This is a genomic window from Aquabacterium sp. A08 (genome assembly GCF_011742065.1).
Genome location: NZ_JAAQQT010000703.1, coordinates 1 through 22,306, shown reverse-complemented (window position 1 = coordinate 22,306; position 22,306 = coordinate 1). Strand labels below are relative to the sequence as shown.

Genomic DNA, 22,306 nt, shown 5'->3' with positions numbered 1-22,306 from the left:
TTGAACCTGATGCTGGCACACAGCCTGACGGGTGTGGCTTACGGATCGGAAGACCGATATGAAGGACTGAGCGCAGCGCTGGTTTTGCTGCGACGCCAATTGCGGATGTGAGACGGGGCCTCCAGAGGCATCAGTCACAGACCAGGCCGCCGGCGTCCATCGCCGGCGGGCGCATCAGGTCCTGGTCGATGCCCATGACCTCGCTGGCACGCTCCACCGCCTGCCACAGCGCGGCGGGCATGCTCAGGATCGCCTCGGGCGAATCGGCTTGCGCGATCCAGGCCCCAATCTGCCGGTGCTGCTCGGGGGTCAGCAGCGCCAGGTGCAGCATTTCGTCTATCGTCTTCATGCGAGAGCTTTCGTTCAGCGTGCGGTGAGCCTGGCATACAACCCGCCCGCCAACACCGCGCCTGCGGCCATGGCGAACAACCCGGGCAGGCCCCGCGTGGCGTCAATGAACACCGGCATGGGTGCCACAGCGTCCACCGCCCGCACCGCCGCCACCATGCCCACACCCGCGGCCGAAGCGAGCAGGGCGGTCCGTCCCGCAGGCCACCAGCGGGCCAGGCCGCTGGCCACCGGAAACGCGATCAACCAGCCCGCGGCCAGGATGCCGCCGTAAACCGGGGCGAAGCCGACCAAGTCTTGCCCGATGACCCGCCACCAGGTGCCGGCGGGAATGCTCACCCCCGCATCCACCAGTGCTTGCAGGTTCCAGCGTGTCTGAACCACCGAGCCCCAGACTGTCGCCAGCGCCCAGACCAGCAGCAACACCCCCGCGCGCCGAGTCCATCGGGGCGTTGGGGCATCATGGCGGGCACTGGTGATCATCGAAGTGATTATGAGATACCTCCTTGCCTGGCTCCTGAGCCTGTGGGCCATGGCCACCTCGGCTCAGACAGTGCCCTACCGCATCGAGACCGTGGCCACCGGTCTGGAACACCCCTGGTCGCTGGCCTTCTTGCCGAATGGCAGTCTGCTGGTCACCGAGCGTCCGGGGCGGCTGCGCGTGATCGAGCGTGGGGCAGAGGGTCGCTTCCAATTGCGCCCCGAGCCCGTGGCCGGGGTGCCGCCGGTGTTGGCGCAAGGGCAGGCCGGTTTGTTCGACATCTTGTTGGCCCCAGACTTCGCCCACAACCGGCGGCTGTTGCTGTCGTTCGCCCACGGCACGCCGAAGGCCAACCACCTGCGCGTGGTCAGTGCGCGGTTCGACGGGCGCCAGTTGCTGGACCTGACGCCCATCTTCACTTCGCGCCCCGCCAAATCCGACACCCAGCACTTCGGTGGCCGTATGGCCTGGCTGCCTGACGGCACCCTGTTGTTCGGCATGGGCGATGGCAACCTGGAACGCACCGATGCGCAGCGCCACCACACCCACCTGGGCAAGTTCCTGCGCATCCAGCCCGATGGCCGCGTGCCCGCCGACAACCCCTTTGTGGGCCGTGACGGCGCCTTGCCCGAGATTTACAGCCTCGGCCACCGCAACCCGCAGGGCGTGGTGGTGGTCAACGGCGTGCCCTATGCACACGAACATGGCGCCCGTGGCGGAGACGAACTCAACCGGCTCGCGCCCGGCGCCAACTTCGGCTGGCCCATCACCACCGGCGGGGTGGACTACACCTACGCCCGCATCACCCCGTACCGCAGCCTGCCTGGCGTCACCCCGCCACTGACGGAATGGACCCCGTCCATCGCGCCCGCCGGACTCGCGTGGTACGACGGCGCGCTGTTCCCGGCCTGGCGCGACAGCTGGCTGGTGGCTGCCTTGGCTGAACGCAGCGTGCGCCGGGTGCCCATGAGCAACGGCACGCCGGGCCCGCAGGAGGTGTTGTTCAAGGAACTGGGCGAACGCCTGCGCGATGTGAGGGTGGGGCCGGATGGGGCGGTGTACTTGCTGACCGACAGCCCGAAAGGGCGGGTACTGCGGGTGGTGCCGTTGGGGTTGTGAGGGGGGAGCTGATTTGGGTCGGAGGATCGTAAAAGCCTGATTACAGACCATCGCAGTCGGGTCGTCCGATGGCAGCTCCCGACCCAAAGCCGAAGCAGCGGAGCCCAACTTCAGCCCCTCGAGGCAGACGTTCGAGCTGTCGACCAGGGCGCATTCCTGCGCTTTGACCTGCAAGAGGATCGCGCTCCGTACAAGACGGAAGAATGTAGAGGCTGCGTCTGAATCGTCGACCAAGCGAGCGAGAGCAATTCGATTCTCACCGACTCCCGGCACAACGAGGGGGTAAGCGGCGTCGAGCTGGCCTATTCGCCATCGCCGGACGTGCCGTTCACTGAGGTAATAACCAACACGGCGCGCGTGGGTACGACCGAGCTTGGCTGGCGCACCCAGGGCGGCAGACACCGGACGGAGGTGCTCGGTGCTGAAATCACGGCGACGACGCAGCCCTGGCGGAACGAACTGTGGATCTGCGCTCGTACCAGCGACGAACTGAACCATTCCTACCTGGAGAACTGGCTGTCCGAGCCATTGCGTGCGCTGCGGGGGCAACTGATCTACCCGCGTCTGGTCGCCCGGAAGTTCAGCGATGGCCGGGCGATCGTCTGGGTCCGGACAGCGCCAGCCCTCGCGCGCTCGCTGGGCGGGTGTGCGAGCCAATTGAAAGTGCGCTCGGCTGCCGAGTTCTGGGCCTTCTATGCCTCATACCTCACCTACGTAGCCAAGCATCGAGGCGCTGATGGAAATCCGGGCTTCGAGGCCAACGACCTCACGCGCCTGCACGACGAGGTAATACAGGCCCGGATGTCAGGCTCGCATTGGGTGATCGCACTGTGCGTGGCCAGCGCAATCGAGGGTCTGATCAAGCTGGACCCAGCTTTCGCTTCTGCGCCCGCTGACTTCTCGGACACCGATGTCGCCGCTTTGAAATCGTTCGCCTCGGGTGTTTCCCAAGAACTTCTCGCTACCCGGCTGAAAGGCTGGATCAAGACCCTGGATCACCCGTCGCCGGCGCGCTACCTGTCTCGGCTTGAGAAGGAAGGCCGTATCTCCCGCGCACAGCTGGAGGCGTGGCGGAAGGTTCGCAACGTGGTTGCACACGGCAACCTGTTCGAGCCTTGGGGCACTTCCGAGGAGCATGCGCAACTGGTGGCGCTGGTCAAGCTCTTCTACAGGCTGACGGCTCTTCGTATGGGCAGGTTTTCACGGGGGCTTTTAAGCTACCAGTCTATGACCTCAGCGGCAACCGCAGCCGTCAGCGAAGCATTCGGGCTCGACGTGTGGCGACGTTCAGGCGGACCGCTCAGGGCTTGCTCGGCAGGTCGGCGTAGTAGCCGGCCAGGGTTTCAATCTCGGTGCGCGTGAGCTTGTGTGCGAACACCCGCATGCCACGGTGGCTGTCGTTGGCCCGCACGCCCGACTGGTAATCGAGCAGGGTGCGCACGAAATAGAGGGGGTTTTGTCCCGCGAGGGCAGGGGCTTCGCGGTTGCCGCCCTGGCCGCTGGTGCCATGGCAGGACGCGCACGGCGTGATCAGCCGCTGGGGGTCGCCCTGCCGCACCAGTTGATGGGCGGCCAAGGAGGTGGTTTTCAGGGTGCCCACGCGCATGGACAGCGCATCGACAGGCCCCGACACCAGTGACCAGCCAGCGGTGCCTGGCCGCGGGGTGCTGTCTCCGGTGGGCAGGGGCAAGCTGGCGTAGTAGGCAGACAAGTCGGCGATGTGTTGCGGCGAGAGCATTACGGTGACGTCGTGCATCAGGGCCGCCCGCTGGTTTTCGCGCCGTAGGCCGCGCTGGTAGTCCAGCAGCATTTTGGCGGTGTATTGGGCGCGCTGGCCCGCCAGGTGGGGCCAGTTCAGGGTGTGGGCCACGCCTTGGGCGCCGTGGCACGAGGCGCAAAAGAAAGCGTCGTGGGCGGCTGCGCCGCGTTTCACGTCGCCCGCCGGCAAGGCGCCGAGGGCGCGCCGCAAGGCCGCGGGGTTCCAGCCTGAGGCGGCGGGTTGGGGTGGATCGCTGGACCATGCCGGTGCGGCCAGCCCGGCCAACGCTGCGCCCCAGCCCAGAGCGCGAAGGACGTGGGAGGTCAAGGTTCTCGGTTTCATGGGCGTCCTCAGGCGAAACAGTCTTGGGTGAAGGTGCGCATCCAGGCCTGCTGGTAGCGCGCTCCCAGCTTGATCTGTGTGGCGCTGGCATCCAGCGCCAGGTAGCGGGCGCGGGTGTTGACCCGCGCAATCTTGCCTTCGATGACCTTGAACACGTCGGCCACGAAGAAGCCGTAGTCTTTGCCGGCCAGGGCGTAGCAGGTGTTTTCCCACAGCGGCTCCGGCGCGGGCCGCCCCGCCAGCGTTTCGACGATGGCGCGGGCCACCACCTTGGCCTGGGTGTTGGCCGAAAAGCCGGATTTGGGCATGGCATCGGCGATGGAGGCGTCCCCGATCACGTGCACACCATCGACCTGTGTGGACGCAAAGGTGCGGCGGTCCACCGGGCACCAGCCGCTGGCGTCGGTCAGTCCCAGGTCAAACGCCACCGATGCGGCCTTCATGGGGGGGACGATGTTGATGACGTCGGCCCGGAAGTTGTCGGCTTCGGTCTCCAGCCGCAGGCCCTTGGCGTCCAGTTTCAGGGGGCGGCCGCCGTCTTTGCCCCGCACCCAGGTGATCATGCCGCCGTCGGGGTGACGCCGCAGTTCGACCTTCTGGCCCATTTTGGCGGCGTAATCCGGCGGCGGGTTGTAGCCGTACAGGCGGTTCCAGCCCAACAGCATGGTTTCGTCGGTGACGAAGCTGTCCTTGGGGTCCACCAGGATGATCTTGGCCGTGGGGTTGTGCTGCTGGAACCATTCAGCCATCAGCGCCACACGTTCGTAGGGTCCGGGCGGGCAGCGGTATGGGTTGGGCGGGGCCGCCAGCACAAACGTGCCACCGGGGCGCATGGCCTGCAGTTGTCGCGCCAGCAGGGCCGTTTGCGGACCGGCGATCCAGCCCGAAGGCACCTGGGTGTTGGCCACGGCTTCGCTGTAGCCGGCGTAAGCGCTGTATTGCAGCTGTATGCCGGGTGACACCACCAGCCGGTCGTACGGCACGCGTTGGCGGCCAGCGGTGAGTACCTCGCGCCGCACCGGGTCCAGTCCGGTGGCGGTGTCGAACACGAAGCGAATGCCGTAACGGTCGCGCAAGGTGTCGTAACGCACTTCCAGGTCAGACATGCCGATGTGTCGGTTGAGCACTTCGGACGACCCGTAGGGCCGGATGTAGACCGGGTTGCGCTCGATCACCGTGACCTGTAACGAGGGATCAAACAGCTTGAGGTATTTGGCTGTGGTGGCGCCCCCCACGCCGCCACCGACCACCACAATGCGGGCACCGCTGCCCCGCACGGGGCCGGTTTGGCCCTGAACCTGGGCCTGGGCCCACAGGCCCAGCGGGCTGGTCAGCAAGGTGGCGGCACCGGCGCCGGTGGCGGCCCGCTTCAGCCAGCCACGGCGGCTCAGCCGGTTCCGATCGTTGGTGTTCATGGGCGGACTCCTTCTTCCACGGCGGGAATGGCGGCAAAAAAATCGGCCATGGCGCGAATTTCGGGGTCGGTGAAGCCTTCGGCCACGTGCCCCATCAAGGTGGACGGCCGGCGCCCGTCGCGGAACTCGGTCATGCTGGCGATGAACTGCGGCGCGGGCATGCCCGCCAACGGGGCGAAGGCTTCGTCGCCGAGCCGGCCGAAGGTGCCGTGGCAGGCCGCGCAACTGTGGGCCATGGTGGCGCCCGAAACCGCGGGGCTGGCCGGTCGGGCGGGGCTGGCGGCTGGGGCGGGCGGTTGTGCCAAGGCGCGGGTCAAGCCGGTCACGGCGGCGGTGCCGGCGACGGCCAGGCACACGCCCCAGAGGGTCACGCGCACCCAGGTGCGCCGAAAGGGCATGGGTGGGTTCATGTCAGCGGGCCTCCACATAAAAACCGACGGCGAAATACAGCACGGTCCACGCCACCAGCAGGGCAATCGACCAGGTCCCCAGGCGCTGCACGGCCGGGCTCGGGCTGTAGGTGCCCCGGGTCTGTCCGGCTTGCCAGCTGACCGTGAGGAAATAGGCCAGCACGGTGCCGCCCAGCACGCCAAACGTGCCGAAGAACAACAGGGTGCTGTACCAGTCCATTTGAACGCGATAGCCCAGGGCGTCGTAGCCGTGGGACCCCGCCAGGGTCAGGTAGCGCAGCAATTCCCGGGCGGCGCCCACCACCAGCAGTGCCACCACGGCCAGCGCAAACACGGCGTAGCCCCAGAGGCCCTGGTCCAGACGGCGGCCCAGCCAAAGCGGCGTGGCCATGACCCCCAGCAAGGTCAGCAAGGACAGCAACGCGTAGGGGGAGGTGGCAAACCAGGCCATTTTTTCCGGCAGGGTCAGCATCCAGAGGAGGCCGAGCAGCGCGGCGACGGCACCGCCACGGACCAGCCATTGCTGTCCCAACTGGCGCAACCAGGCGAGGTAGGCCCCGTCGCTTTCGAGGGCGCCCTGCAGGTAGCGCCTGTAACCCAGCAGCCAGGCACCAACGATGGGGGCGGACAAGGCGATGAAGAAGGCAAACCGCGGCAGGTGCCACAGGCGCAGGCGCTGACCACTGGGGTCCACCACGCCCTGGGGGGCATACCAGCCCTGCCAGTGCTCCGGGAACAGCGCCTGGTAGGTGAGGCTGTGCACGATGAAGCCGACCGCCAGCAGCAAGGCCAGGGCCATCACCATCCACCAGCCGCCGCGCGTGGGCGCTTGTGTCAGGTCGTGGTTTTTCCAGTAGAACAGGTACATGGCCAGGTAGCCGGCGATCAGCACCACGATGAAACCGATCACCCACCACGCCGACAGGACGTTGGAGGTGTACCAGAACGGGTCGTACACCACCTGCACAAAGAGCAGCGGCGCCACGCCCAGCACGATGGCCACCGACACGGCGATTTTGGAGGTGGTCAGCATGGCCTGTGCCAGCCGCCGCCACTGGGCGTCGTGGCTGAAGGCGCCGCGCAGCGTCAGTGCGCCGGCACCCAGCATGACCTGGACCGCGGCCATGTGCAGGGCAAAGGTGAGTACGCCCAGCAGCAGAAACACCAGGGGGTGTGAAGGCAGGCCGGCGGGGTCGCGCAGGGCCAGCAGCATTTCGGGGGTCATGTTCATTCCTTGGCGTGTGGGGCAGCAGGCGCGGCTGCCGTTTGCACCCGCGCGGTGTCGGGCCGCCAGCCCTTGAGCGTGGCGATGTATGTGGCCAGTGCCTGTGCCTCGGCGTCGTTGAGGGGAATCAGCGGCATGTACAGCGTGTTGCCGGCGGAGACGGCGGCCTGCAGGTAGTGGGCCATTTCGGTGATGGCGCCCGGCTCGTTCGGGTCCAGGCCGAAGTAATTGCCCAAGGGGCGCATGCCGGTGGTGCTGAGCGAATGGCAGTTGGCGCAGGTGGCCAGGGCCAGGAAGCGACCGGCCTCCACCCGGTTGGCATCTGTCACGGCACGCAGGTTCGGCGGTGTGAACACGTGGGCTTTCAAGAAGCCGTGGGTTTCCAGTGTGGGGATTTCGGACCGCACCCCGATGCCTGGCACGTCGCGCCCGATGACCTGGTTGGAGTACACGTACTGCCCCGCCACCCAGGGCTTGCGTATGGATTCGCGGGCCACTTCCTCCGGCCACAGCCCGAAGACCAGGATCGCCACCGTCATGACCGCCGCGCCGCTGGCCACCAGCGCGCGAGGCTGCACCAGTGTTAGTACAAAGTAGGCCAGCGTGCCCAGCAGCACCGACAACAGCACCGCCGGAAAACGCTCGGGCAAGCGGTTTTCCAGGATAACTTCAGCGGTTTCGGGCAGTGTGCCCAGGTACCACTGGAACATGGCCGCGCCTGCCAGGGTGGAGGCGATGCCCAGCCAGGCCAGTTTGCGCGTCATGTCACGCCGCACGTCTGGGTCGTCGAGCCGGGCGGCGACGATGCCTCCGACCACGGCCGTCATGGTGAACATGAACGCCGTGCGCATGGCCAGTTGCGCAAACATGTTGGGCCCGTAAAACGCGTTCAGCACGCCGCCTTGGGCGGTCCAGGCCTCGGGTTGGCCTGGCCACATCATGAACGACAGGATGCCCACGATCACCAGCATGGTGGTGTACGAGGTCAGGCCAAAGATGATGGAAACCCGGGTGTGGGTTTTGACGTCGATTTTGCCCACCAGGTACACCAGCATGTAGACGCCGACGACCTCGATGACGAAGAAAACCCATTCGGTGGCCCACATCCACACGAAACTGTGGATGAGCGCGGAGATGCCGCGCGGACTGGCCACGGTGGTGGAGTACCAGATGCCTGGCCCGGTGATGGAGCCCAGCACGTAGCTGAACACCAGCAGGAACAGGCCGTAGCGGCGCACGAAGTCCAGCCACTGGGGCTTTTGGTGGCGGTGGGACAGGTTCACCAGAAAGGCGAAAAAGATGGCTGCACCGACCGACGTGTGTGAGAACAGCACGTGCACCGTGGCGATGATGCCAACGATCCATCCGCTGCCCACGCCAGGCTCGAACCAGGTGGGGTACAAACCGATCATGTCCATGGGGCGATCTCTGCTAGGCGGGGTAGATACCCCAGGTTGGTATGCGGGTGAACTTCTGTGGGAAGACGTGGCCGGATTGCCAAGGCGTTTTAGCCGATAAGCGCGTGTGTCGCAGCCGCTGTGCGTCTGTGTTCAAGACTCGCCGTTTCGTCGTTGTGGATCATAAAAGCATTTAAAAACAACGACTTGACAAATGTCAACGCGCCTGGCTCGGGGCTGAAAATACTTGGGTATGTATCTCGGCGTGGGTTGTGCCCTCGTGGTGCGAACGCGGGGGCCGGTGGTGCTCAGTCGTTGCAGCCCCAGCGGCGGCGAAACACCCCGCGCACCATCAGAAATCCCAGGGGCACCAGGGCGGCGCCCAACAACCGCAAGGTGTCGCCGCTGTTGAGGCGACCCGCCAGGGCCTGTTGCAGCACCATCAGGCTGTACACCACGAAAGCGGCCCCGTGCAGGGGGCCAACCACGCTCACAGCCTCGGGCCAGCCGGCCAGGCGTTTGAGCGGCACCGCCACCAGCAGCAACGCCAGGAGGGTCGCACCTTCGGCCCAGGAGGCCAGGCGCAAGCGTCGCATGGCGGTGTTCACAGCGCGTTCACCGGCACTTTGAGGTAAGTGATGCCGTTGTCCTCGGGAGGCGGCATTTGGCCCGCGCGCATGTTGACCTGCACCGAGGGCAAGATCAACTGGGGCATGGCGAGGGTGGCGTCGCGCGCCTCGCGCATGCCGACAAAGGCGCTTTCGTCCACCCCCGCGTGGACGTGTACGTTGGCCCGCCGTTGTTCGCCCACGGTGGTCACGCAGCGTGGCTCGCGCCCCGGGGGCGGGTAATCGTGGCACAGGTAAATCTCGGTGCTTTCCGGCAGGCTCAGCACCTTTTGGATCGAGCGGTACAGCGTCGCCGCGCTGCCCCCGGGGAAGTCGCAGCGTGCAGTGCCGTAGTCCGGCATGAACAGGGTGTCGCCCACGAACGCCGCCTGGCGCACCGGGTCCACGCTGTGGTCGGTCACCACATAGGTCATGCACGCCGGCGTGTGGCCCGGGGTGTGCAGGGCGCGCAGCGTGAGCGACCCCACGCGCAGGGTGTCGCCGTCGTGCAGCAACCGGTCGAACTGGCTGCCGTCCCGTGCGAACTCGGTCCCCGCGTTGAACAGCTTGCCAAACACGCTCTGCACCGTGGTGATGTGGGCCCCAATGGCCAGTTGGCCGCCGAGTCGCCGCTGCAGATAAGGCGCGGCCGAGAGGTGGTCGGCGTGCACATGGGTTTCCAGCAGCCACTGCACCTGCAGGCCCAATTCGCTGACGCGGTCGATGAGGCGGTTGGCGCTGCGCGTGTCGGTGCGGCCGCTGTGGGGGTCGAAGTCCAGCACGCTGTCGATGAGGGCGCATTGGGCGCTGGACTGGTCCCACAGAATGTGGCTGAAGGTGGACGTCGCCGGGTCGTACAGCGACTCGATCTGCATGCGAGAGGAGGGGGTCATGGCAGTTCCAGAGGCGTTGAGGGGGCAGGTCGGGGCGCAGGCGGCACGCCCTGTCGGGCGTGCCGCTGGGCGCGATCAGAGCGACTTGGTGGAGAAGTACCAGTCTTTCATGGCGTAGCCTTCGCCCTTGCGCGCGGCGATGGCGGCCGGGGTTTTGGGCGGGGGCACGATCACGTCGCAGCCGGGGGTCCAGCCCTCGGGGGTGGCGATCTTGTTGGCGTCGCTGGTCTGCATGGCGGTGAGCAGGCGCACGAACTCGTCGATGGAGCGGCCATTGCTCATGGGGTAGTACACCATGGCGCGCAGTTTGCCTTCGGGGTCGATGAAGAAGGTGGCGCGCACGGCTTGGGTGTCGGCGGCGCCGGGGTGGATCATGCCGTAGGCCTGGGCCACCTCCATCTTGATGTCATCGATGATGGGGAAGGGGATTTCCACGCCAAAGTTGTTCTGGATGCTTTGCATCCAGGCCAGGTGAGAGTAGATGCTGTCGATGGACAGGCCCAGCAGTTCGCAGTTCATGGACTTGAACTGGTCGGCGGCCTTGGCAAAGGCGATGAACTCGGTGGTGCAGACCGGGGTGAAGTCGGCGGGGTGCGAGAACAGGACGAGCCACTTGCCCTTGTAGTCGTCCAGGCTGCGCACGCCGTGGGTGGAGTTGACGGAGAAAGCCGGGGCGGGTTCGTTGATGCGGGGCAGGCCGGTGGGGGTGGTCATGAGGGGCTCCTTTGGAAAAAGTGGAAGGTGGGTCATCAACCGGAGGGGCATTGCCCTGCGTTGATGAATGAAGTTTGAGCTATCAATCTTGCTCCTCTCATGACAAAAATCAATGCAGCCGTTGGGATTGGCTATGGCCGTCATAGCCTGCCGGACACGCCTGGGTGCCCATTCCTGGGTCGTCACCTGTAGCGATCCGTCCACGGTGCGGTACAAGCCCCCTGTGGTTGATCGCGGCCAACCAGTCGTCGGCCTCATGCAGCGTCTTTTTGCCATCGGTCGGTGCTTGAACCAAGGGAGACTAATTTACACAATTATCAAATTTTATTACCCCTGGGGGTAAGATGGTTCAAGGCTTGAGCAGCAACCCGCGTTTGGAGTGCCTTGACGCAGGTCAAGCCTGAGTGGGTCAGCCTTTGTTAGCTTCATGAAAACGCCACTTTCCGGGCAACCTGTCCGCTCAGCAGTTGGGCATCGGCTCGTACCAGGCATAGGCGTTGAACACCAGGAGACCACCTTGGACCACACACCACGACCCCACCCAACACCTTTAGCCGATGCCTTGGACACCTCGCGCCGTGATTGGCTGCGCGCCATGGGTGGCCTGGGTGCCGTTGCCGCACTGGGCGTGGAGGAACAGTACCCCACGCCCGCGCTGCTGCCGGCCGACGCCGGCGGCCGCCAGCGGGTGCGCGCACTCGCCGCCATCGTCGGCTGCGACGTCCACCCGGTCAACAACCGCCGCATCCTGGAGTACCTGCGCAAGACGTTCGGCGCCGACGAGGCCGCCATCAACGCCTGGTGCGGCACCTGGATCGGCGCCGGGTTTGACGCCTACGAAGCCCTGCTGTCCGCCGACACGCAGCGCGGCCGGTTCAGCTTCGGCGACACGCCCACGCTGGCCGACTGCTACCTGGTGCCGCAGGTGGAAAGCGCCCGCCGCTTCCAGGTGGACCTGAACCGCTGGCCGCTGATCCAGCAGATGGAGGCCGCCTGCCTGGCCCTGCCCGCCTTTGCCGACGCGGCCCCCGGGAAACAGCCCGACGCCGCCTGAGCTGTCTGAGCTCTGCTGTGGCCCTTACTGGGTGAAGGTTGCCATTGAAGCGGCTTTGTGAATGAAAATTCACTGCTGTCCGGGGCTTGCATCCAACGGACTCATCTATCCAGAATTCACAGAGTGCTGTGGATGATTAATTCAAGCAAGGCGCCGAAACTGTAGTTTGCCTATCAAGCCTGCAATGCTTTACGGCGTCTGTAAAAGGTTGCACGACTGATACCCAGTGCTGCGGCTGCGGCGGCCACATCTCCACCGCATCGCTGCAGCGCTTCTTCGACTGGGTTGAGCGCTGAGGCAGAGGTGTGTTGTGTCGTGCTGGTGGTTGGTACGTCAAGGACCAAACCATCTAGCAAATGGTTGAAGACGTCCAAACCCAGCAGCGGAGTATCGTCGTGAACTGCAAAGGCCAGCCGCAAAACGTGTTGAAGCTGGCGGACGTTGCCGGGCCAGGGCCAGTCTGCCATTTGCTGGAGCGCGTCAGGTGCAATGCGACACGCATCCACTCCGAGCTTGGCACAGACACCAGCGACCACGCTCTCAAAGTCACTGCGCTCACGAAGCGCAGGCACCGTCAACCGCAAGCCTGAAATTCGGTAAAACAAATCGGCCCTGAACTGGCCAGTCCGTACCATCTCGTCCAAATTTCGGTTCGTGGCACAGACAAAGCGGACGTCCACCTGGCGGGCGTGAGCAGAGCCCACCGGCAGGACTTCCCCCGTGTCCAGTACCCGCAAGAGCGCCACTTGCAAAGCCAGAGGCATTTCGCCAATTTCGTCGAGCAACACCGTGCCGCCATGGGCCGCTGCGATCTTGCCCACTCGACCGCCTTTGGCCGCTCCGGTAAAAGCGCCTTCCGCATGGCCAAACAACTCAGAGGCGATCAGCTCCGCCGGCAGTGCACCGCAATTCAATGCCACGAAGGGTGCGTTGGCTCGATCACCGTGTGCATGCAATGTTCGGGCAGCGATCTCTTTGCCTGTACCAGTTTCGCCACTGATCAGAACAGGTACGTTGGCGCTGTGTGCCTTCAGGGCTACAGCAAAGTGGGCCCTGAAAGTCGGGTCGCTGGGTAAGCGGAAGTGGTGCGCCTCCACTTGATCCTCACGCGCTGAGGCAGTTCGTGCCCCGGTGCCTACGGTATTGAAAGAACGATTGGCTTGAACGCGCTGTACCGCCAGTTGCACTCCTCCACGCAGGTGTAGGGACGGTTGCTTGACATTGCTCTGCCGCACTTGCGCAGCCCAATGTTCAAAGCGGCCTTCAAACAGGTCTTCAAAAGTGCAAGACTTCGGCACCACGGGCATGTCGATCAGTCGTCGGGCTCCGCTGCTGGTCGCAACCAATACACCGTCTTGGTCGAACGCGATACTGGCCAGTGAGCCAGCCTCAAAGTCCACCCGTACATCGGTCGAGTGGCGGTCGAACAACCGGTTTTCAATCTTGGCTGCGCACTCCATGGTCAGCACCCGCACACTGTTGGAGAACCCCGGGGCATCGCAAGTTACGTCCAGACAGCCAAGCAAGACGCCGCGAGGATCAAAAATCGGCGCTGCGAAGCAGTGGAACAACTGGTTGTTGGCGAAGAAGTGTTCACCACCCTGGATGCTCACCGCTTGACGCTCTGCCAGGGCGATGCCCATGGCGCTGGTGCCAATCGATCGCTCCGACACATCCACGCCAGGGCGGAAGGCCCACCGCAGAGGTTTACTGCGTTTGTCCAGCGCTCCTGTCACGGCAAGCACGGCCCCGGCCGCGTTGGTCAGCATGGCCACATATCCGGCGCCGGCAATAGCCGCAGACAGACTGTTCAGTTCCGTTTGCGCTATGTCGAGCCAGTCATGCTCAGACTCCAGCAATGAAGCAAGCTTAGTCCGCTCCACCGGATCAAATTCGACGTGCTCATGGGGGCCACGCCCCAGTTGTCGACAACGTTCCCAAGATTGAATCACAAGCGGGTTGAGCAACTCTGAGGGCACCAACCCTTGGTCAAAGTAACGCTCACGTGCTGTCCAGATGCGCTCTGGCGCATAGCGCATCTGGATTGCATGCGCTGTCAATGGGACTGGGGACGAGCGGTTCATGAAGGATTTTTGGGGACAAGCATATTGAGACATGCCGTCTCACGGTGAGACTGGAAATCTCAGTGAAGAAGGATTTCAGGCTATCAGACAACAACAAAATGAAATTTAGTGCATGTTTTGGTGGCTGAAATCGGGGTTAACCCTTTGCCAGTAACCCGCAAATCGATACTGGGCGTCAATGGCACATGAATTGCACTTACGTCGGCAGTGAGACGGTTTGAGATCCGCCAACGCAAGGAGACAAACAATGAAGGAAAACGTTCAGGCAGCATGGTCTGGCATGGTTTACAGCACGGGCTGGGTACAGGCTGACGGTGGCTGTCAAGAGGTGAGAGAGCCCGCCACGGGTGATGTGATCGGATCCACCGGATTGGCCAATGCCGCCGATGTGGATCGCGCAGCACGCAGTGCCCATCAAGCGCGCACCGTTTGGGCCAACACACCATTCGATCAACGAGCGGCGGTTCTGCGGGAGGCAGCCTTGCTGCTCAAAGGCCGTGCCAATGAGGTCAACGAATGGAACATCCGCGAATGCGGCTCGATCGGACCAAAGGCCGAGTGGGAACTGCACGCCACCTACGAACAGTTGTTGATGGCCGCCGCCCTGCCCATGCAGCCCAACGGCCAGTTGTTCCCGTCGTCAATGCCGGGGCGTACCAACTTGTGGCGCCGTGTTCCGATAGGCACCGTGGGTGTCATCGCACCCTGGAACTTTCCATTGCTGCTGGCGATGCGTTCGGTGGCTCCAGCGCTGGCTCTGGGTAACGCCGTCATTCTCAAGCCCGACCTGCAAACCGCCATCACCGGTGGTCAAATGATCGCTCAACTGTTTGCGGACGCAGGCCTGCCCGAAGGCGTGCTGCATGTGTTGCCGGGTGGCCCCGACACCGGTGACGCTTTGGTGCGCCACCCTCTGGTGGAGATGATCTCTTTCACCGGCTCGACCGCCGTGGGCAAAAGCATTGGGGCCACTTGTGGCGGCTTGCTGAAGAAAGTGGCTCTGGAACTGGGGGGAAACAACGCCCTGATCGTGTTGGACGACGCAGACCTGGATGCCGCCAGTTCCAACGGTGCCTGGGGCGCTTTCCTGCACCAGGGCCAGATCTGCATGCAGGCTGGGCGGCATCTGGTGCACCGCAGTGTGGCCCAAGCCTACGCCGAAAAACTGACCCAGCGCGCCAAGGCCTTGTATGTGGGCAATCCCCACGCGGGCCCAGCGCACCTTGGGCCGCTCATCAACCAGCGCCAATGCGACCGGGTCAAGGACATTGTGGATCGAAGTGTTCGGCAAGGTGCCAACGTGCTCACAGGGGGGACGGCCGATGGTTTGTTCTTCCCGCCCACCGTGCTGGTTGGCGTGACTCCCGACATGCCTGCCTTCAGCGAAGAAATCTTCGGGCCCGTGGCACCGATCACGGTTTTTGACAACGACGAGGAGGCGGTGGCCTTGCTGAATGCGTCGCCCTACGGATTGGCCGCAGCCATCCACAGCAGCAACATTTCCCGGGCCATGGCGCTGGCGAACCAACTCCACACCGGCATGATTCACATCAACGACCAGACGGTGAACAATGAGTTTCAGGTGCCTTTCGGTGGCATGGGCGCTTCCGGCAACGGTGGCCGCTTCGGCGGGCCGGCCAACATCGACGAGTTCACCCAAAGCCAATGGGTGAGCGTGTTGGACAAACCCATCGTTTACCCCTTCTGATTTCAACGACAAGGAGACAAGATGGACAACGAGCAACACCCCCCACTGGATCGGGCATTGAACTTGATTGGCGGCCTGCAACGCCGGGACTTTCTGAAATTTGCGAGCGCTGCGGTGGCGCTGTCCGGTGCAGGTGGCGCTGGCTTGGTCCAAGCCGCCACGCTGAACTCGATCAACCCGACGGAGGCCAGTGTCTTCCATCGCGTGGCCCAGGTGACTTTGCCTGTGGAAGGCAGCATCCTCACCCCCTGGAAAGCAGACGTCTTGCTGCAAACCCTGGACGCAGCGCTGCTGGGCACGATGGAGCCTCACATTCTGGCCGGTCTGAAAGGCGGGGTGGCCTACTTCAACGACGGCCCGAAAGCTGCGTTCGGCAAGACCTTCGTGGAGCTCGATGCCGCCCAGGCCACCCGTTTCCTCGACGATTGGGGCAATGCTCCGGAGATCCCACACCGCGCCTTGGCTGCCGGGTTGAAGAAACTGGTGCAACTGTCGTACTGGGCCAACCCCGAAACCTGGCCTCCGCTGGGTTATGACGGGCCCATCACCAAGCGCAATGGCCTGGTGTCGTTGGGCAACGCACCTCTGCCCACCAAATAAGCGATCGCAACGGAGACAACATGAGCAAGCACATCATCAAAGTGGCCAAACAGGGCCTCAAGGTCACCCAGGCTTCGGACATCAAGGACGCACAACTGCACCTCAAAGCCGACGCTGTGATCGTGGGTTCGGGTGCGGGGGGCGCTATCGCCGCCTACGAACTGGCCAAAGCGGGTAAGAAGGTCATCGTGCTGGAAGCAGGGCCCTATGTCCCTTCGGAGAAGTTCCCGGAAATGCTGGCCGTGGCCATGGGGATGCTGTACCAGGACCATGGTGGCCAGAGCAACAGCCACGGGGACATCACCGTGTTGCAGGGCGCCTGTGTGGGCGGCTCCACCGTGGTCAATGCAGCGCTGTGTTTCAGAACGCCCGATTACTACCTGAAGCTGTGGGCCAAAGAGTTTGGGCTGACCAACCTCACGCCGGCACGCATGAAGCCTATTTTTGAGAAGGTCGAGCGCAACCTGCACATCCGCACCGTGCAGCCCAACGAAACCAGTGCCGGTGCGGAGTTGATTGCCCAGGGCATGAACAAGGTGGGCTACCCCTTGGGCAAGGCTCGGCGCAACATCAAGGACTGTGCGATCACTGGCTTCTGCTTCAGTGGCTGCACGAGCGATCGCAAACAGTCGATGTTGGTGACCTATCTTCCTTGGGCGGTGGCGCACGGCGCCACGATTTACGCCGATACCCGTGTGACCGAAGTGCTGGCCAGCAACGGCAAGGCGAGCGGGGTGAAAGCCGAAATGATTGAGCCTGGCACCGGCCGCAAGAAAGCCGACCTGCAGGTGGATGCCCCCTTGGTGGTGATGGCAGCAGGTCCGATTCAGACGCCGCTGTTGCTTCAGAAAAGTCAACTGGCCAACAGCAGTGGGCAGGTCGGCAAGAACTTTGCCTGCCATCCGTCCCTGTCGGTCACGGCCGAGTTTCCATTCGAGGTCAACGACTTCCATGGCGCGACCCACTCGCTCTACATGGACCAGAACACCCTGCCTGAGAAGGGCGGGTACATCCTGCTCAACGCAATACAGGAGCCGGTGGAGGCAGGTTTCTCGGCCGAGCCTGGTACCGGTAAGCCCTACGTGGCTTACATGTCGGGGTACAAAAACACCATCCGGCTCATCAGCCTGATTCACGACAAGAACGTAGGTGAAGTCCGCTGGAAAGATGGCCACAAGGACATCCACTACACCGTGGATGATGAGGATTTCGAGGCCATGAAAAAAGGCCTGATCGCCACCGCCAAGATCCTTTTCGCCTCGGGGGCACGTAAGCTCTATCTGCCCACATCGCACATTTCGAGCATCGACCGCGTGGAGGACGTGGAGCGAGTGATCGGTGCCCTCAAGAACGAGCCGGCTCGCTACAAGTACACCTCATTCCACCCGCAGGGCACCTGCCGCATGGGACGCGATCCGAAGAAGTCGGTTGTCAACCCCTACGGAGAAACGCATGACGTGAAGAACCTGTACGTGGTGGATGCCAGCCTGCTGCCCACCTCGATTGGTTACAACCCGTCCGAGACGGTGTACGCACTGGCCCACTACGTTTGTGAGCAGATGTTGACGCGTAAGGCCTAGTCATGACGTTGACACTCCCTTGTTGTTAAAAAATCTATCCTTTCAACGCCGACAAAAAGCCTGCAGTCCCTTCACCAAGCTAAAAAATAAGGGCCGGCATTCCCTCAGGAAATGCTGGCCCTTGCTTCAAGCACCGTATCGGACCCGCCCCACGGGGCGTGGCTATCTGCCTAGTCCACGCCCCGTCATGGTTCACCATAATGTTTTTTGACAGACATCTCAATGGAGGTAAAGCTGAAGTCCCCTTGAAAACCTGAACCAACTGGAAGTAGAGAATCCAACCCCACGGAGTCTCTACATGAAGAAATCCAGATTCAGCGAAGCGCAGATAGTTGGCATCCTCAAGGAGGTCGAGCTGGGCGCCAAGGTCGGTGAGACGTGCAGGAAGCACGGCATCAGCGAGCCGACGTACTACAAGTGGAAGAACCAGTTCTCGGGCATGACGGTCTCGCACCTGGCCCAGCTTCGCCAATTGCAGGACGAGAACGCCAAGCTCAAGCGCATGTACGCCGACCTGGCGCTGATGCACCACGCGCTCAAGGATGTCGTTGACCGAAAGCTCTGACCCCGGAGCGCCGCGAGATGGTCGTTCAAGCCTTGGTGACCGAGCACGGCATGAGTCAGCGCCGAGCTTGCCAGGCCAGCGGTATCGCCCGCTCGACGCTGCGTTACCGGTCCGTTGCGCGCGACGACTCCGGGGTTATCAGCTTCATCCAGGCCTACATGGCGCTGAACCCGCGCCATGGCTTTGGGTTGTTGTACGACAGCGCCCGCCACCAAGGCAAGCCCTGGGGCAAGACAGTGCTCTGGCGCGTGTATTGCGAGTTGCGGCTGAACTTGCCGAGGCGTGGCAAGAAACGGCTTCCAGCGCGCATCAAACAGCCGCTGGAGGCGGCAAGCCAGCCCAACCAGAACTGGAGTTGTGACTTCATGTCCGATGCCCTGTGGTCGGGCCGGCGATTCCGCACCTTCAACGTCATCGACAAGTTCAACCGGGAGGGGCTGCGTATCGAGGTCGATACCAGCCTTCCTGCAGCCCGCGTCATCCGGGCCTTGAACGAGCTGGTGGAGGTGCGCGGCGCTCCACTGTCGATACGCCTGTACAACGGCCCCGAGTTCATTGCCGATGCACTAGCCAAATGGGCTCAGTCCAAGGGCATCGCTCTCAACCACATCCAGCCAGGCAAACCCACCCAGAACGCCTATGTCGAACGATTCAACAAGACGTACCGCACCGAGGTGCTGGACTGCTACGTGTTCGATTCGCTCAAGGAAGTACGCGACATGACTGCCGACTGGCTACACCGCTACAACCACCATCGACCCCATGAAGCCCTCGGCCGAATCCCTCCGGTCGAGTACCGTGTGAAACAATTCCCCAACCTCTACTTCTGACTGGCTCAGGAATTCGAGGGGACTTCAGGGACTTCAACTCTGCAGTGCGCGCGGGTCAGGGGATGTTCAATCCGCGAGGCCCTCAGACTTGGGAATGAACTCACCACACCAATTGGTCGGGGCCGTGATGGGGAAGGCCCAAGCCGCCGGGTTGTACTTGGCACTTGAAACATCTGGCCATGCGGGCAATGGCTGTGGCGGAAACCTGTGGCACAGCCCGACACCATGCTCCGAAACGGCGTCTTTGGGATTCCAGAACTTACAGTTATCGCAGTGCATCTTGCTGGCCTAAAAACAGATTCACTCCCAAGGAATGCGCTTCTTTTGATCGCCCTGCATGGTGAGCTGCCTCAGAAGTTCAATGACTTGGTCCAGCTTTTTTTCCAGGTTATCCAACTTTCCTTCCATCGCAGACAACATCTCTTCAGTCTGATGCTGGGGGGGCGAAGAAGTGTCAACCGGCGCATTGTTTGTGGTGGCCATCTGAATACCCTGGTTGTAGAAAACTGAACGAGGCTTAACGGCCGTGATCACCACCCACGGTACCTCGGCGGGACTGCGACTGGTTGCCTCCCCCGACTTGACTTTCACGATCACTGCGGCTCTGCGGCGTGCGGTGTCCCTGATTCAGTTGCGTTGCGTCTTGCTCACCTTGTTTGTTGGTGTCGTTGGACACCTTGCCCGTGTGGGGTTCCTGCTTGTCTGCGGGGCTTTGGTTCTTGCTCATGAAAAACTCCTGGGCTGATGGGGCGGGACGACGGCGTCGTCCGAATACACCGTACATCAAATGTTGGGCACATGCAAACTCAGCAGCCCACCACAGGCGCAGAATGCAAGTTCACCGCCGGAGAACACACCATGCGCCAAGCGTTGTCCAATCACCGCACCAGCCTGGCCACGATCGCCTCGTGGGCCATGTTCAGCCGGGGCCTGGAGCCGGAGTTCCACAGCGACGTTCACAAACAATTGGCACGACTGAGCAGTCCAGCGATGGAGAAGGATTCCCGTATCCGGGATCTGAGCGGCCTGCCGTGGTGCTCTATCGACAATGACGACTCCCGGGACCTGGATCAACTGACCGCCATAGAAGCAGTGAAGCATCGGGAGATGCGGTTGTTCGTCGCCATTGCGGATGTCGATGCCTTGGTCAAAAAGGGCACGCCGGTCGATGCGCACGCGCGCCACAACACGACTTCGGTGTACACCTCGGCGCGGATCTTTCCGATGTTGCCCGAGCGCCTGTGCACCGACCTGACCTCGCTGAACCCCCAACAAGACCGGTTGGCCGTTGTCGTTGAGATGCTGTTCAGCGATGACGGCATCTTGACCAGTTCCTCCATCTACCGGGCCATGGTGCGCAACAAGGCACAGCTCGCGTACGACGCGGTGTCGGCTTGGATCGAGGGTGAAGGCGAGTTGCCTGAGCCTGCCCGCCGCGTTGAGGGCCTGAGCTCGCAACTGCGTTGGCAAGACGACCTGGCCCAGAAACTGAGGGTGTTGCGCCGCGCGCAGGGCTCGCTGGAGTTTGAAACCTTCCAGCCCAGGGCGCTGTTTCAAGGCGAGCGCATCACCGCGATACGGCAACAACCGCAAAACCGCGCCCGGCAGTTGATCGAAGAATTCATGATCGCCACCAACGGCTGTACCGCCCGGTTCCTGGCTGACAGAGGCATGGCCTCGTTGCGGCGGGTGGTTCGGTCTCCGGAACGGTGGCAGCGTATTGTTGAGGTTGCACACCAGTACGGCACGAGCCTGCCTCGGCAGCCGGATGGCAAGGCCCTGGAGGCTTTCCTGGCACAACAACACCGTGCCGACCCCTTGCGCTTTCCCGATCTGTCGCTGGTGATTGTCAAGCTCATGGGGTCGGGCGAATATGCGCTCGAACGGCCCGGCGCGCCAGCGATTGGCCACTTTGGCCTGGCGGTGCAGGACTACATGCATTCCACCGCACCCAACCGGCGTTTCCCGGACCTGATCACCCAAAGATTGTTGAAGGCGGCCTTGGCCGACGCACCCCCGGCGTACACAGACGAAGAACTGGGGGAGCTGGCGAGCCACTGCACCACCCAGGAAGACGCGGCGCAAAAGGTGGAGCGGCAGGTTCGGAAGTCCGAGGCCGCCTTGCTGCTGCACTCCCACATCGGGCAGGTCTTTGCCGGTGTGGTCACCGGGGCGGGCGACAAGGGGGTCTGGGTGCGCATCTTCGAGCCGCCTGCGGAGGGAAGAATCCGAGGCGTCACCACCGCCATCCATCTGGGTGAATTGGTACAGGTCAAGCTGGTTTCCACTTCGGTGGAACGCGGGTTCATTGACTTCGTCTTGGCACACAGATGACTTGCTTTCACCCGTGCGGCGGCCTTGGTTGCCAGCGCTGGAAGAAAGGCGTGTAATGACAGACCGCTTGTTGTCTCAAGGAGAACGCCATGAACCGTCATTCGCTGGGTGCTTGGGTCTTGTCGTGCGTGATGGGTTTCACACTCGCAGGCTGCGCCGTATCGCGTGACCAGTCCACCGTTGGAGAGTACGTTGACGACGCCACTGTCACCACCCGCGTCAAGGCCAGGTTTGCTGAAGACAAGGTGGTGAGCGCGCTGTCCATCAGCGTTGAGACGCTACGTGGTTCTGTCCAGCTGTCCGGCTTCGCCAAGAGCAACGAAGAAAAAGCCCGCGCCGAGGCGATTGCACGCGCAACCCCCGGTGCCAAAAGCGTCATCAACTACATCGCCGTTCGTCCCTAAGGTCTGTCAAACGCTAGGTTGATCTGCGCTACGCACGCTTACCCTTACCTTGAGTCCTGAAAGCCGACGTAGCAGGCGGATGCGCGCTGCCACAGGCCACCAGTCGTACAGAAAAATCTCCATCGGGCGCCACATGGCGACCCAACCGCCAATGACGACACTCTGCTGAAGAATCTGCATGGCGTGAAGACTGGCGCCAGAAATGTTGCCGAGCCATTGGCTCACGCCAATGGACGCAGACAGGAATGCGAGACCGATCATCAGACTGGTGCGCCCACGCTTGAAAAGGTCGCGCAGCTGTGCCTGTGTTGACTGCGTTGATGCCTCGAAATGCGCGCGTATCGCCTGTTCAACCATGTTCAGCTTCGCCAGGTTGGCGGGCGGCTGGTCCAGATGAACCAGCAATGCCAAGGCAGCGTGTTTGGGCAGTTCTTTG

General features: G+C 62.9%; 23 protein-coding genes. 9 read left to right on the top strand and 14 right to left on the bottom strand.

Annotated features, from left to right (window positions below; all coding sequences use genetic code 11):
* Positions 1 to 130: 130 nt before the first annotated feature.
* Both HA630_RS21430 and HA630_RS21425 read right to left on the bottom strand, forming a co-directional pair.
* Positions 131 to 349, bottom strand: a complete 219-nt coding sequence (locus tag HA630_RS21430) for a hypothetical protein (protein ID WP_166837582.1) — start codon at positions 347 to 349, stop codon at positions 131 to 133.
* A 14-nt stretch (positions 350 to 363) separates the two neighbouring features.
* Positions 364 to 774 (bottom strand): hypothetical protein, encoded by a 411-nt coding sequence (locus tag HA630_RS21425; RefSeq protein WP_166837584.1) that lies wholly within the window; start codon positions 772 to 774, stop codon positions 364 to 366.
* A gap of 67 nt (positions 775 to 841) precedes the next feature.
* Between HA630_RS21425 and HA630_RS21420 the strand changes: the two genes are divergently transcribed.
* Both HA630_RS21420 and HA630_RS21415 read left to right on the top strand, forming a co-directional pair.
* Positions 842 to 1,948 carry a PQQ-dependent sugar dehydrogenase gene (locus HA630_RS21420; protein WP_208300209.1) on the top strand — a complete coding sequence of 369 codons (1,107 nt, stop codon included), beginning with the start codon at positions 842 to 844 and terminating at the stop codon, positions 1,946 to 1,948.
* A 357-nt stretch (positions 1,949 to 2,305) separates the two neighbouring features.
* The gene (locus HA630_RS21415) at positions 2,306 to 3,310 is read left to right on the top strand and encodes a hypothetical protein (protein ID WP_166837612.1); all 1,005 of its coding nucleotides are present in this window, start codon (positions 2,306 to 2,308) and stop codon (positions 3,308 to 3,310) included.
* Here HA630_RS21415 and HA630_RS21410 read toward each other — a convergent pair.
* From HA630_RS21410 to HA630_RS21375, 8 genes are all read right to left on the bottom strand, one after another.
* Complete coding sequence (locus HA630_RS21410) at positions 3,249 to 3,881, bottom strand: c-type cytochrome (protein ID WP_208300208.1); 633 nt, start codon at positions 3,879 to 3,881, stop codon at positions 3,249 to 3,251. The genes HA630_RS21415 and HA630_RS21410 overlap by 62 nt on opposite strands.
* Positions 3,882 to 4,057: 176 nt before the next feature.
* On the bottom strand, positions 4,058 to 5,464 hold the full coding sequence (locus tag HA630_RS21405) for an NAD(P)/FAD-dependent oxidoreductase (protein ID WP_166837608.1): 1,407 nt from the start codon (positions 5,462 to 5,464) through the stop codon (positions 4,058 to 4,060).
* Positions 5,461 to 5,874, bottom strand: a complete 414-nt coding sequence (locus HA630_RS21400; RefSeq protein WP_166837606.1) for a cytochrome c class I — start codon at positions 5,872 to 5,874, stop codon at positions 5,461 to 5,463. The genes HA630_RS21405 and HA630_RS21400 overlap by 4 nt, the downstream gene beginning before the upstream one ends.
* 1 nt (position 5,875) lies before the next feature.
* Complete coding sequence (locus HA630_RS21395; RefSeq protein WP_166837604.1) at positions 5,876 to 7,099, bottom strand: hypothetical protein; 1,224 nt, start codon at positions 7,097 to 7,099, stop codon at positions 5,876 to 5,878.
* A gap of 2 nt (positions 7,100 to 7,101) precedes the next feature.
* The gene (locus HA630_RS21390; RefSeq protein ID WP_208300207.1) at positions 7,102 to 8,517 is read right to left on the bottom strand and encodes a c-type cytochrome; all 1,416 of its coding nucleotides are present in this window, start codon (positions 8,515 to 8,517) and stop codon (positions 7,102 to 7,104) included.
* Between the two features lie 287 nt (positions 8,518 to 8,804).
* Positions 8,805 to 9,092: a DUF3817 domain-containing protein gene (locus HA630_RS21385; protein ID WP_166837602.1), complete on the bottom strand. Its 288-nt coding sequence runs from the start codon at positions 9,090 to 9,092 to the stop codon at positions 8,805 to 8,807.
* 8 nt (positions 9,093 to 9,100) lie between these two features.
* Positions 9,101 to 9,997, bottom strand: coding sequence for an MBL fold metallo-hydrolase (locus HA630_RS21380; RefSeq protein WP_166837601.1), 897 nt, complete (start codon positions 9,995 to 9,997; stop codon positions 9,101 to 9,103).
* A gap of 75 nt (positions 9,998 to 10,072) precedes the next feature.
* Positions 10,073 to 10,711, bottom strand: a complete 639-nt coding sequence (locus HA630_RS21375) for a peroxiredoxin (RefSeq protein ID WP_166837599.1) — start codon at positions 10,709 to 10,711, stop codon at positions 10,073 to 10,075.
* 427 nt (positions 10,712 to 11,138) lie between these two features.
* Between HA630_RS21375 and maiA the strand changes: the two genes are divergently transcribed.
* The gene (maiA, locus tag HA630_RS21370) at positions 11,139 to 11,765 is read left to right on the top strand and encodes a maleylacetoacetate isomerase (RefSeq protein ID WP_371809319.1); all 627 of its coding nucleotides are present in this window, start codon (positions 11,139 to 11,141) and stop codon (positions 11,763 to 11,765) included.
* Between the two features lie 173 nt (positions 11,766 to 11,938).
* Here the strand turns inward: maiA and HA630_RS21365 are convergent, their stop codons facing one another.
* Positions 11,939 to 13,849, bottom strand: coding sequence for a sigma-54-dependent Fis family transcriptional regulator (locus HA630_RS21365; protein WP_166837597.1), 1,911 nt, complete (start codon positions 13,847 to 13,849; stop codon positions 11,939 to 11,941).
* A 247-nt stretch (positions 13,850 to 14,096) separates the two neighbouring features.
* Between HA630_RS21365 and HA630_RS21360 the strand changes: the two genes are divergently transcribed.
* The 4 genes from HA630_RS21360 (at position 14,097) to HA630_RS21345 (ending at position 19,132) form a co-directional block, all read left to right on the top strand.
* Positions 14,097 to 15,557 (top strand): benzaldehyde dehydrogenase, encoded by a 1,461-nt coding sequence (locus tag HA630_RS21360; protein ID WP_166837595.1) that lies wholly within the window; start codon positions 14,097 to 14,099, stop codon positions 15,555 to 15,557.
* Between the two features lie 21 nt (positions 15,558 to 15,578).
* Positions 15,579 to 16,157 carry a twin-arginine translocation signal domain-containing protein gene (locus tag HA630_RS21355; RefSeq protein WP_166837594.1) on the top strand — a complete coding sequence of 193 codons (579 nt, stop codon included), beginning with the start codon at positions 15,579 to 15,581 and terminating at the stop codon, positions 16,155 to 16,157.
* A gap of 20 nt (positions 16,158 to 16,177) precedes the next feature.
* A complete protein-coding gene (locus HA630_RS21350) occupies positions 16,178 to 17,737 on the top strand; it encodes an FAD-dependent oxidoreductase (protein ID WP_166837592.1) in 1,560 nt (519 codons plus the stop codon).
* Positions 17,738 to 18,035: 298 nt separating this feature from the next.
* Positions 18,036 to 19,132 (top strand): IS3 family transposase gene (locus tag HA630_RS21345; protein WP_166837590.1). Its coding sequence is split into 2 segments (ribosomal slippage): positions 18,036 to 18,288 and positions 18,288 to 19,132, totalling 1,098 coding nucleotides; the frame shifts between segments, so codons are not numbered across the junction.
* Positions 19,133 to 19,432: 300 nt separating this feature from the next.
* On the opposite strand, the gene HA630_RS21340 is transcribed toward HA630_RS21345, so the two are convergent.
* On the bottom strand, positions 19,433 to 19,615 hold the full coding sequence (locus HA630_RS21340) for a hypothetical protein (protein WP_166834160.1): 183 nt from the start codon (positions 19,613 to 19,615) through the stop codon (positions 19,433 to 19,435).
* A gap of 34 nt (positions 19,616 to 19,649) precedes the next feature.
* The gene (locus HA630_RS21335) at positions 19,650 to 19,859 is read right to left on the bottom strand and encodes a hypothetical protein (protein WP_166834158.1); all 210 of its coding nucleotides are present in this window, start codon (positions 19,857 to 19,859) and stop codon (positions 19,650 to 19,652) included.
* A 131-nt stretch (positions 19,860 to 19,990) separates the two neighbouring features.
* On the opposite strand from HA630_RS21335, the gene HA630_RS21330 reads away from it, so the two are divergent.
* Together HA630_RS21330 and HA630_RS21325 are read left to right on the top strand one after the other, a co-directional pair.
* Positions 19,991 to 21,466, top strand: coding sequence for an RNB domain-containing ribonuclease (locus HA630_RS21330; protein WP_166834156.1), 1,476 nt, complete (start codon positions 19,991 to 19,993; stop codon positions 21,464 to 21,466).
* Positions 21,467 to 21,555: 89 nt separating this feature from the next.
* The gene (locus HA630_RS21325; protein WP_166834154.1) at positions 21,556 to 21,870 is read left to right on the top strand and encodes a BON domain-containing protein; all 315 of its coding nucleotides are present in this window, start codon (positions 21,556 to 21,558) and stop codon (positions 21,868 to 21,870) included.
* A gap of 6 nt (positions 21,871 to 21,876) precedes the next feature.
* Here HA630_RS21325 and HA630_RS21320 read toward each other — a convergent pair.
* Positions 21,877 to 22,306, bottom strand: a 430-nt coding sequence (locus tag HA630_RS21320; protein ID WP_208300043.1) for a hypothetical protein, incomplete at its 5' end; no start/stop codon positions are given.

What these genes read in the sequence shown, in the direction of transcription:
- HA630_RS21360 (WP_166837595.1), top strand. Translation starts at nt 14,097, where the DNA reads ATGAAGGAAAACGTTCAGGCAGCATGGTCTGGCATGGTTTACAGCACG.
- HA630_RS21375 (WP_166837599.1), bottom strand. Translation starts at nt 10,711, where the DNA reads ATGACCACCCCCACCGGCCTGCCCCGCATCAACGAACCCGCCCCGGCT.
- HA630_RS21335 (WP_166834158.1), bottom strand. Translation starts at nt 19,859, where the DNA reads ATGAGCAAGAACCAAAGCCCCGCAGACAAGCAGGAACCCCACACGGGC.
- HA630_RS21355 (WP_166837594.1), top strand. Translation starts at nt 15,579, where the DNA reads ATGGACAACGAGCAACACCCCCCACTGGATCGGGCATTGAACTTGATT.
- HA630_RS21385 (WP_166837602.1), bottom strand. Translation starts at nt 9,092, where the DNA reads ATGCGACGCTTGCGCCTGGCCTCCTGGGCCGAAGGTGCGACCCTCCTG.
- HA630_RS21350 (WP_166837592.1), top strand. Translation starts at nt 16,178, where the DNA reads ATGAGCAAGCACATCATCAAAGTGGCCAAACAGGGCCTCAAGGTCACC.
- HA630_RS21340 (WP_166834160.1), bottom strand. Translation starts at nt 19,615, where the DNA reads ATGGCCACCACAAACAATGCGCCGGTTGACACTTCTTCGCCCCCCCAG.
- HA630_RS21430 (WP_166837582.1), bottom strand. Translation starts at nt 349, where the DNA reads ATGAAGACGATAGACGAAATGCTGCACCTGGCGCTGCTGACCCCCGAG.
- HA630_RS21380 (WP_166837601.1), bottom strand. Translation starts at nt 9,997, where the DNA reads ATGACCCCCTCCTCTCGCATGCAGATCGAGTCGCTGTACGACCCGGCG.
- maiA (WP_371809319.1), top strand. Translation starts at nt 11,139, where the DNA reads ATGAAAACGCCACTTTCCGGGCAACCTGTCCGCTCAGCAGTTGGGCAT.
- HA630_RS21420 (WP_208300209.1), top strand. Translation starts at nt 842, where the DNA reads ATGAGATACCTCCTTGCCTGGCTCCTGAGCCTGTGGGCCATGGCCACC.
- HA630_RS21390 (WP_208300207.1), bottom strand. Translation starts at nt 8,517, where the DNA reads ATGGACATGATCGGTTTGTACCCCACCTGGTTCGAGCCTGGCGTGGGC.
- HA630_RS21325 (WP_166834154.1), top strand. Translation starts at nt 21,556, where the DNA reads ATGAACCGTCATTCGCTGGGTGCTTGGGTCTTGTCGTGCGTGATGGGT.
- HA630_RS21405 (WP_166837608.1), bottom strand. Translation starts at nt 5,464, where the DNA reads ATGAACACCAACGATCGGAACCGGCTGAGCCGCCGTGGCTGGCTGAAG.
- HA630_RS21330 (WP_166834156.1), top strand. Translation starts at nt 19,991, where the DNA reads ATGCGCCAAGCGTTGTCCAATCACCGCACCAGCCTGGCCACGATCGCC.
- HA630_RS21365 (WP_166837597.1), bottom strand. Translation starts at nt 13,849, where the DNA reads ATGAACCGCTCGTCCCCAGTCCCATTGACAGCGCATGCAATCCAGATG.
- HA630_RS21400 (WP_166837606.1), bottom strand. Translation starts at nt 5,874, where the DNA reads ATGAACCCACCCATGCCCTTTCGGCGCACCTGGGTGCGCGTGACCCTC.
- HA630_RS21395 (WP_166837604.1), bottom strand. Translation starts at nt 7,099, where the DNA reads ATGACCCCCGAAATGCTGCTGGCCCTGCGCGACCCCGCCGGCCTGCCT.